An 8486-nucleotide genomic window follows, 5' to 3' on the forward strand; every position below is an offset into this window, starting at 1 on the left:
CCGCACGTACGGTGGTGTGAGAAGGCGACGGGGGCAACCCCGTCCCTTACTCGATGCGCTGAAAAAACCACCGGTCGCGCTTCGCTGTGCAGCACAGTACCATCGATGATCTTGGTCGGCGGTCCGCGACAAACCAGCGTTCCGAAGCGTTTACAATAAGCGTTCTCTATCGATTACCACCCTCTCCGAAAGCATTTCATGGCAGTCAACCTTCCCCTTCCTGTCGCCGCCGAATTAAAGCCTGTCGCCGGTCTTGAACTCGGTTTCGCCGAAGCCGGCATCCGCAAGCCGGACCGCAAGGACCTGCTGGTGATGAAGCTGGCGCCGAGCGCCACCGTGGCTGGTGTATTCACCAAGAACCGTTTCTGTGCGGCGCCGGTGCAGGTCTGCAAGGCCCATCTGGAAGGCATGCACATCTCGGGTGCGCCGATCCGTGCCCTGTTGATCAATACCGGCAATGCCAACGCCGGCACCGGAGAAACCGGCCTGATGGACGCCAATGCCAGCTGCGCCGCCCTGGCAGAGATACTCGGCTGCGAGCAGTCGCAGATCTTGCCGTTTTCGACCGGGGTGATTCTGGAACCGCTGCCGGTGGCCCGCATCAAGGCCGGCTTGCCGGCGGCCGTAGCGAATCTGACCAGCGACAACTGGTACCACGCCGCCGAAGCGATCATGACCACCGACACCCAGCCAAAAGCGGCCTCGCGCACCGTCACGATCAAGGGCGAGACCATCACGCTGACCGGCATCAGCAAGGGGGCCGGCATGATCAAGCCGAACATGGCAACCATGCTGGGTTTTCTGGCAACCGACGCACTGGTGGCGCAGCCGGTGCTGGATCACCTGGTCAAGCAGGCGGCCGACCAGTCCTTCAATTGCATCACCATCGACGGCGACACCTCGACCAATGACTCGTTCATGCTGATCGCCACCGGGGTAACGGGGGGCGAGATCAGCCAGGTCGACAGCCCCGAATACGAGGCACTGGCGGCCGCGGTGATAGGCCTGTCGCAACAATTGGCGCAGATGATCGTGCGCGACGGCGAAGGCGCCACCAAGTTCATGACCATCACCGTGGAAGATGGTGCCAATGTGGAGGAATGCCGCAAGATCGCGTATTCAATCGGCCATTCGCCACTGGTGAAAACGGCGTTCTTCGCATCGGATCCGAATCTGGGCCGGATCCTGGCGGCGATCGGCTATGCCGGTGTCGACGACCTGGATGTCAGCAAGCTGAACCTGTATCTGGACGACGTCTGGGTCGCGAAAAATGGTGGCCGCAATCCAGATTACCAGGAGGCCGACGGTCAGCGCGTGATGAAGCAGAGCGAGATCACGATCCGCGTCAAGCTGGCGCGAGGCAATGCGAGCGCGACCATCTGGACCTGCGATTTGTCGCACGATTACGTGACGATCAACGCCGATTACCGGTCCTGATCGAACGCGTAACGAGCTCAACACCATGAACCAACTCGACCATTTCCTGAACCGCGCCGAGGCGCTGCTGTCGCGCCTCGAAACCATACTGCCGCAAACCCAGCGCGAACCGGACTGGCAGCTCGGTCATGCGTTCCGCTGGCGTAAATATCACGGGCCGGCAGGTCGCGGCACCCTGCAGCCGGTAGCGCATGTCTCGACCATCGCGTTGTCCGACCTGCAGCATATCGAACCGCAGAAGCAGCAGATCGAGCAGAACACACGCCAGTTCGTCCACCGCAGGCCGGCCAACAACGTGTTGCTGACCGGTGCCCGTGGGACCGGCAAATCGTCATTGATCAAGGCCTGCCTGAACCAATTTGCGGCAGACGGCTTGCGCCTGATCGAGGTCGACAAAGCCGACCTGGCCGATTTGCCGGATATCGTCGAGCTGGTCGCGACACGCCCGGAGCGCTTCATTCTGTTCTGCGACGACCTGTCGTTCGAGGAAGGTGAAAGCGGTTACAAGGCGCTGAAAGTCGCACTCGACGGCAGCATTGCCGCGCAGTCAGACAATGTGCTGATCTATGCGACGTCGAATCGACGCCACCTGATGCCGGAGCGCATGTCCGATAACGCCAGTTACACCCATGGTGATGATGGCGACCTGCATCCGGGCGAAACAGTCGAAGAAAGAATTTCCCTGTCGGAACGTTTTGGGCTATGGGTGACGTTTTACCCGTTCCGCCAGGATGATTATTTGGAGATCGTCGCGCACTGGTTGCGCTCGTTCGGATGCGATGCCGCGCAGATTCAGGCCGCCACTGCCGACGCGCTGCGCTGGGCCTTGCAGCGCGGTTCGCGCTCAGGCCGCGTGGCCTGGCAGTTCGCGAAAGATCACGCCGGAAGAATGCAATCCGGATAGAAATGACGGAAGTTGCGGTGCATTGGCCCGGCAGACAGGCATGTCGCTGAACCGACACCCGCTGCGCCTGCGACGCTGGGATGCCGGTCTGTTTTGCGCCAGCGCAATGGGCCGGCGTCGTGCTTGTGTAAAGTAGCGGAGTCGTCGAAAATAGGGCGATTGAACCTCAATCGCTCTTTGCGCGAGACCGCCATGCTCATGTCCACCCAAGCCAACCGCTACGCCCATCAACTGCTCGATGCGCGTGCCAAGGCGCAGTTGATTCCTTCGCTGTCATCCCGTCAGCCGCTGTCGATCGACGATGGTTACGAGATCAGCAAGCGCATCTACGATATTCGCACTGCGGAAGGCGAGCAGGCGATCGGCCGCAAGATCGGTTTCAGCAATAGTGCACATCGGGCGAAATATGGCGACACCGGGCCGATCAGCGAGCCAATCTGGACGCCGATGTTCGATTCCACAGTGCAATTTGCCGATGATAATCGTGGCATTCAGAGCCTGACCGGCGCCATGCAGCCGCGCATCGGACCCGAAATCGTATTCAAGCTGGGCCATACGCCGGCGGCCGATGCGTCAATCGCCGAACTGGCCGAGTGCATCGAGTGGATGGCGCATGGCATCGAGATCGTGGTATGTCCGTTTCCGGAATGGAAGTTCGATACCGCGGACGCCATCGCTGCTTTCGGGCTGCATGGTGCGCTGATTATCGGCGAACCGAAGCTGCTGTCGGCGGCCAGCCATCACAATCTGGCTGCGATGCTGGATCACACCAGCATGTCGCTGTCGTGCGCCGGAACCCTGTTGGCGGCTGGCTTTGGTGACGAGCCGAACAGCCCGCTACAGGCGCTGTTCTATTTGCACCAGTTGCTCAAAACCCAGCCCCAGTTCGCGCCGCTGACAGCCGGAGAGATCATTACTACCGGCACCTGGACCGATGCTTATCCGATCGAAAAGGGGCAGACCTGGAGCACGGCATTGTCCGGTGTCTCCCTGCCCGGCCTTACCGTCTCCTTCGTCTGACAACTTGCCGTAATTAGACGAAAAAAAAGCCGCTCAGCTTTTGACTGAACGGCTTTTTAATGGTGACATGCGAAGCCTCGTTTATTCTTCGCGCACCCAGATCTGACTGCGGCCAAACATCGGTACGCCGATATAGCCGCGTACCTTGAGTTTCTTGCCGCCTTCCAGCAGGGTCATCTTGCACTTGTAGACCTTGCCGTTGCCGGCATCAAGAATCTGGCCGCCGTCATATTCGCCGATGTCCTGTTTATCCTGCTTCAGGCCGGACAGGATGCTCATGCCGATAATGGGTTGATCCTTGCGGCTGTCCTCGCACTTGACGCATTTCGGATTGCGGTCTTCTTCGGCGCTCAGGAACAATTTTTCAACTTTGCCCTGGAACTCGCCGTTGACTTCGGCAATGCGAATCAGTGCCTTCGATTTCCCGGTATGGTCGTCGATGTTTTTCCAGACGCCGGCCGGTGACGCATTGTCGGCCGACGCGCCCGCCGACAGGAACGTGGCCAGCAGCGCGCCAGCAAGCAACAGCGATTTCAGCATGGTCTCCTCCGGTTTTTTATGCTCCGGGAAGTTTAGCAAACTGTTCGCGCAATTTTTCTAGAGTAGAGGAAAAGTTCAATAGTCGCTCCTTCTCTTGCGCGACCACCGCTTCTGGTGCACGCGCGACGAAGCTTTCATTGCCGAGCTTGGCATTGACCTTGCCGATCTCGGTCTCCAGCCGCGCAAGCTCCTTGTTCAGGCGCTCACGCTCGGCCGCCACGTCGATCTCGACTTTCAACATCAGCTTGGTTTCGCCGACGATCGATACCGGGGCCGGCGATTCCGGCAATGCGTCCAGCACCTGTACCTCGGACAGTTTGCCCAGGGCCAACAGATAGGGCGCAAACGACTGCAACCGCGCCAGCCCGTCAGCATCCTGCGCCGACATGATCAATGGCACGCGTTGCGCCGGTGACAGCTGCATCTCGCCGCGCAGATTACGACAGGCATCGGTCAGCGCCTTGAGTTGCTGCATCCAGGTTTCGGCCTGTTCGTCAATTTTCTCCGGATTGGCAACCGGGTAGGCCTGGCGCATGATCGAGTCGCCGGACGCATCGAGCTTCTGTCCGGCCAGCGGCGCGACGGTTTGCCACAAGGCCTCGGTGATGAACGGAATGATCGGGTGCGCCAGGCGCAGCACGGCTTCCAGCACCCGCAACAGGGTGCGACGGGTGGCGCGCTGCTGCGCCTCGCTGCCATGCTGAACCTGGACCTTCGCCACTTCCAGATACCAGTCGCAATACTCGTCCCAGACGAACTTGTAGATGCTGGAGGCGATGTTGTCGAAGCGATAGTCGGCAAAGCCCTTTGCGATCTCGGCCTCGGTGCGCTGCAGACTCGATACGATCCAGCGGTCGGCCTGCGAAAAATCGAGAAAGCCCGGTTTGCAGATGCCATCGACGTGGCTGTCAAAGCCGCAATCCTTGCCTTCGGTGTTCATCAGCACGAAGCGGGTGGCGTTCCACAGTTTGTTGCAGAAATTGCGATAGCCTTCGCAGCGCCCGAGATCGAAGTTGATGTTGCGACCGAGCGACGCGTAGCTGGCCATCGTGAAGCGCAGCGCGTCGCTGCCGTAGGCGGCGATACCGTCGCCGAATTCCTTGCGGGTCGCCTTCGCTATTTTTTCCGCATCGCGCGGATTCATCAGTCCGGTGGTGCGCTTGGCGACCAGCGACTCGACGTCGATGCCATCGATCAGGTCGATCGGGTCGAGCGTGTTGCCCTTGGACTTCGACATTTTCTGACCGTGGCTGTCGCGTACCAGACCGTGCACATACACCGTGCTGAACGGCACCTTGCCAGTGAAATGGGCGGTCATCATCACCATCCGTGCGACCCAGAAGAAGATGATGTCGAAGCCGGTGACCAGTACCGACGACGGCAGGAAGGCCTTGTATTCCGGCGTCTCGATGTTATCAACCCCGGGCCAGCCGAGCGTTGAAAACGGCAGCAGAGCCGACGAGAACCAGGTATCGAGCACGTCTTCGTCGCGCCGGATTTTCCTGTCGCCGGCCTTGGCCTGCGCTTCCGCTTCCGTGTTGGCGACGTAGATAGTGCCTTCGTCGTCATACCAGGCCGGAATCTGATGACCCCACCACAGTTGACGCGAGATGCACCAGTCCTGGATGTTGTTGAGCCACTGGTTGTAGGTGGTGGTCCAGTTCTCGGGCACCATCTTGATCTCGTCGTTCGCGACTTTTTCCAGTGCGACCTCGGCAATCGACTTGCCCGGGAAATGGGTGCCGTCCGGCGCCGGCTTGCTCATCGCAACGAACCACTGGTCGGTCAGCATCGGCTCGATCACCACGCCGGTACGATCACCGCGCGGCACCATCAGTTTGTGCGGCTTGACCGAGTCCAGCAGGCCTTGCGCCTCGAGATCGGCCACGATCTGCTGGCGCGCGGCGAAGCGGTCCAGACCCTGATATTGGGCCGGTCCATTGTCATTGATCATCGCGTCCAGCGTCAGGATGCTGATCATTTCCAGCTTGTGGCGCTGCCCCACCGCATAGTCGTTGAAGTCGTGCGCCGGCGTGATCTTGACGCAACCGGTGCCGAATTCCTTGTCCACATATTCGTCTGCGATCACCGGGATCTCGCGTCCGGTCAGCGGCAGCGACAGCATCTTGCCAACCAGATGGGTGTAACGTTCATCGGTCGGATCGACCGCCACCGCGACGTCGCCCAGCATGGTTTCGGGGCGCGTGGTCGCCACGGTCAGATAGCCGCTGCCATCGACGAACGGATAGTGGATATGCCACATCGAGCCGTCTTCTTCTTCCGACACCACTTCCAGGTCGGACACTGCGGTACCGAGTACCGGATCCCAGTTAACCAGGCGCTTGCCGCGATAAATCAGACCCTGCTCGAACAAGCGCACGAACACGTCGGTCACTACTTTCGAGCGCGGCTCGTCCATCGTGAAGTATTCACGCGTCCAGTCCGGCGAGGTGCCCATGCGGCGCATTTGGCCGGTAATGGTGGAGCCGGACTGCTCCTTCCATTCCCAGACTTTTTCGACGAACTTTGCACGGCCAAGGTCATGGCGCGAAATTTTTTGCGCATCGAGCTGACGTTCAACCACGATCTGGGTCGCGATGCCGGCGTGGTCGGTGCCGGGGATCCAGGCGGTATTGAAGCCGCGCATACGGTGATAGCGGGTCAGGCCGTCCATGATGGTCTGGTTGAACGCATGCCCCATATGCAGCGTGCCGGTCACGTTGGGCGGCGGCAACTGTATGCTGAATGCGGGTTTGGACAGATCCATGGACGCGGCGAAATACCCGCGCTGTTCCCATTCTGTACGCCAGAATTTCTCAATATCGGCGGGCTCGAAAGACTTGGCTAATTCCATGATTTTGCGTGGTGGTTTTATCTAAGTTGTTGATTATAAATGACTGCCGGTAATTTCAGCCAGGCAAGGGCGCGGCGCAGTGGTGCTGCGGGGTAAATTGATGTTCAAATATTTCTCTACGTAAAGTTCGATGCCAGACTGAGGAAGAGGCAGATTGAGGCGTTGGCGCCCGAGGATCAGCTGGATCCTGCGTTCGATCGATGGAGCGCCGATGCCAGGCCGAATCCGCAAGCCTCCGTCCGATACCCCGCACTGGCCGCGGTAGCCTTGGCGGGTCGCCGATATCCCTAATTTAAAATCGACGCTATAAAAGCGGCTATAATGCTGCTTTCCCGCGTTGCTTGACATGCGGGAATTGCTAGGGGTCCTGATAGATGAAATAAATCTGCCGGGTGAGAAATACCCTTGACCTGAACTGGATAATGCCAGCGTAGGAAAGCAGACTTGTCGTAGTTCGTACTGTCTTCCTTCTTGTTGCTGGCCGCCAAAGAGCAACGAACCTATAAGGAAGCACTATGAACGCCAATCCAAAATTCCTGTCCGCTACTGCCACGGTAGACGAGGCGGCGGTCCAGCCCTTGCCCAATTCCAGCAAAGTGTATATCACGGGTTCGCGCCCGGATATCCGCGTGCCGATGCGCAGAATCAGCCAATCCGACACGCCCGCGTCCTTTGGTTTCGAGGCCAATCCGCCGATCTATGTGTACGACACCTCGGGCCCGTATACCGACCCGGATGCCAACATCGACATCCGCTCCGGCCTGGCATCGGTGCGTGGAAACTGGATCGCCGAACGCAACGATACCGAAGAACTGAGCGGCCCCAGCTCGGCTTACGGCGTGGAACGCCTGAACGATCCGGCACTGGCCGAACTGCGCTTCGACCTGCACCGCAAGCCGCGCCGCGCTCTGGCTGGCAAGAACGTCACGCAGATGCACTATGCGCGCCAGGGCATCATCACGCCGGAAATGGAATTCGTGGCGATCCGCGAAAACATGCGGCGCCGTGAATACCTGGAAGAACTGCAAGCCTCCGGCCCGATGGGCCACAAGCTGGCCACCTTGATGGGGCGCCAGCATCCGGGCCAGTCGTTCGGCGCGGCGATTCCAGCCGAAATCACGCCGGAATTCGTGCGCGAGGAAATTGCCCGCGGCCGCGCCATCATCCCGGCCAACATCAATCACCCGGAAATCGAACCGATGATCATCGGTCGCAACTTCCTGGTCAAGATCAACGCCAACATCGGCAACTCGGCGGTGACCAGTTCGATCGGCGAAGAAGTCGAAAAAATGACCTGGGCGATCCGCTGGGGCGGCGATAACGTGATGGATCTGTCGACCGGCAAGCACATCCACGAAACGCGCGAATGGATCATCCGCAATTCGCCGGTGCCGATCGGCACCGTGCCGATCTATCAGGCGCTGGAAAAAGTCAACGGCAAGGCCGAAGACCTGACCTGGGAAATCTACCGCGACACGCTGATCGAGCAAGCCGAGCAAGGCGTCGACTATTTCACGATCCACGCCGGCGTGTTGCTGCGCTATGTGCCGATGACGGCCTCGCGCCTGACCGGGATCGTCTCGCGCGGCGGCTCGATCATGGCCAAGTGGTGCCTGGCGCATCACAAGGAATCGTTCCTGTACACGCATTTCGAAGACATCTGCGCCATCATGAAGGCCTACGACGTGTCGTTTTCGCTGGGCGATGGCCTGCGTCCGGGCTCGATCTACG

The 8486-nt window shown here is 59.6% G+C and carries 7 protein-coding genes and 1 riboswitch; of the genes, 4 read left to right on the forward strand and 3 right to left on the reverse strand.

Annotated elements, in window-relative coordinates:
• The first annotated feature begins 198 nt into the window (after positions 1 to 198).
• From argJ to ACFOFO_RS07575, 3 genes are all read left to right on the forward strand, one after another.
• Positions 199 to 1437, forward strand: coding sequence for a bifunctional glutamate N-acetyltransferase/amino-acid acetyltransferase ArgJ (gene argJ / locus ACFOFO_RS07565; RefSeq protein ID WP_390322303.1), 1239 nt, complete (start codon positions 199 to 201; stop codon positions 1435 to 1437).
• A 25-nt stretch (positions 1438 to 1462) separates the two neighbouring features.
• On the forward strand, positions 1463 to 2341 hold the full coding sequence (locus ACFOFO_RS07570) for an ATP-binding protein (RefSeq protein WP_390322304.1): 879 nt from the start codon (positions 1463 to 1465) through the stop codon (positions 2339 to 2341).
• 192 nt (positions 2342 to 2533) lie between these two features.
• Positions 2534 to 3361 carry a 2-keto-4-pentenoate hydratase gene (locus ACFOFO_RS07575; protein ID WP_390322305.1) on the forward strand — a complete coding sequence of 276 codons (828 nt, stop codon included), beginning with the start codon at positions 2534 to 2536 and terminating at the stop codon, positions 3359 to 3361.
• Positions 3362 to 3442: 81 nt separating this feature from the next.
• On the opposite strand, the gene ACFOFO_RS07580 is transcribed toward ACFOFO_RS07575, so the two are convergent.
• The 3 genes from ACFOFO_RS07580 to ACFOFO_RS07590 are packed head-to-tail and all read right to left on the reverse strand — an operon-like array spanning position 3443 to position 7103.
• Positions 3443 to 3901 (reverse strand): DUF2147 domain-containing protein, encoded by a 459-nt coding sequence (locus tag ACFOFO_RS07580; RefSeq protein WP_390322306.1) that lies wholly within the window; start codon positions 3899 to 3901, stop codon positions 3443 to 3445.
• A gap of 16 nt (positions 3902 to 3917) precedes the next feature.
• On the reverse strand, positions 3918 to 6755 hold the full coding sequence (locus tag ACFOFO_RS07585) for a valine--tRNA ligase (RefSeq protein ID WP_390331288.1): 2838 nt from the start codon (positions 6753 to 6755) through the stop codon (positions 3918 to 3920).
• A gap of 33 nt (positions 6756 to 6788) precedes the next feature.
• Entirely contained in the window at positions 6789 to 7103 is a 315-nt protein-coding gene (locus ACFOFO_RS07590; protein ID WP_390322307.1) for a hypothetical protein, read from the reverse strand.
• A 2-nt stretch (positions 7104 to 7105) separates the two neighbouring features.
• A riboswitch (TPP riboswitch) is annotated at positions 7106 to 7209 on the forward strand.
• Positions 7210 to 7270: 61 nt separating this feature from the next.
• Between ACFOFO_RS07590 and thiC the strand changes: the two genes are divergently transcribed.
• On the forward strand, positions 7271 to 8486 hold a 1216-nt coding region (gene thiC / locus ACFOFO_RS07595), incomplete at its 3' end, for a phosphomethylpyrimidine synthase ThiC (protein WP_390331290.1).

This window comes from Pseudundibacterium arcticum, from assembly GCF_042646465.1.
GTDB classification, from domain to species: domain Bacteria; phylum Pseudomonadota; class Gammaproteobacteria; order Burkholderiales; family Burkholderiaceae_D; genus Undibacterium_A; species Undibacterium_A arcticum.

Bases quoted from the DNA above. Each gene is read 5' to 3' on its own strand.
- argJ (WP_390322303.1), top strand. From the start codon at position 199: ATGGCAGTCAACCTTCCCCTTCCTGTCGCCGCCGAATTAAAGCCTGTC.
- ACFOFO_RS07570 (WP_390322304.1), top strand. From the start codon at position 1,463: ATGAACCAACTCGACCATTTCCTGAACCGCGCCGAGGCGCTGCTGTCG.
- ACFOFO_RS07575 (WP_390322305.1), top strand. From the start codon at position 2,534: ATGCTCATGTCCACCCAAGCCAACCGCTACGCCCATCAACTGCTCGAT.
- ACFOFO_RS07580 (WP_390322306.1), bottom strand. From the start codon at position 3,901: ATGCTGAAATCGCTGTTGCTTGCTGGCGCGCTGCTGGCCACGTTCCTG.
- ACFOFO_RS07585 (WP_390331288.1), bottom strand. From the start codon at position 6,755: ATGGAATTAGCCAAGTCTTTCGAGCCCGCCGATATTGAGAAATTCTGG.
- ACFOFO_RS07590 (WP_390322307.1), bottom strand. From the start codon at position 7,103: ATGTCAAGCAACGCGGGAAAGCAGCATTATAGCCGCTTTTATAGCGTC.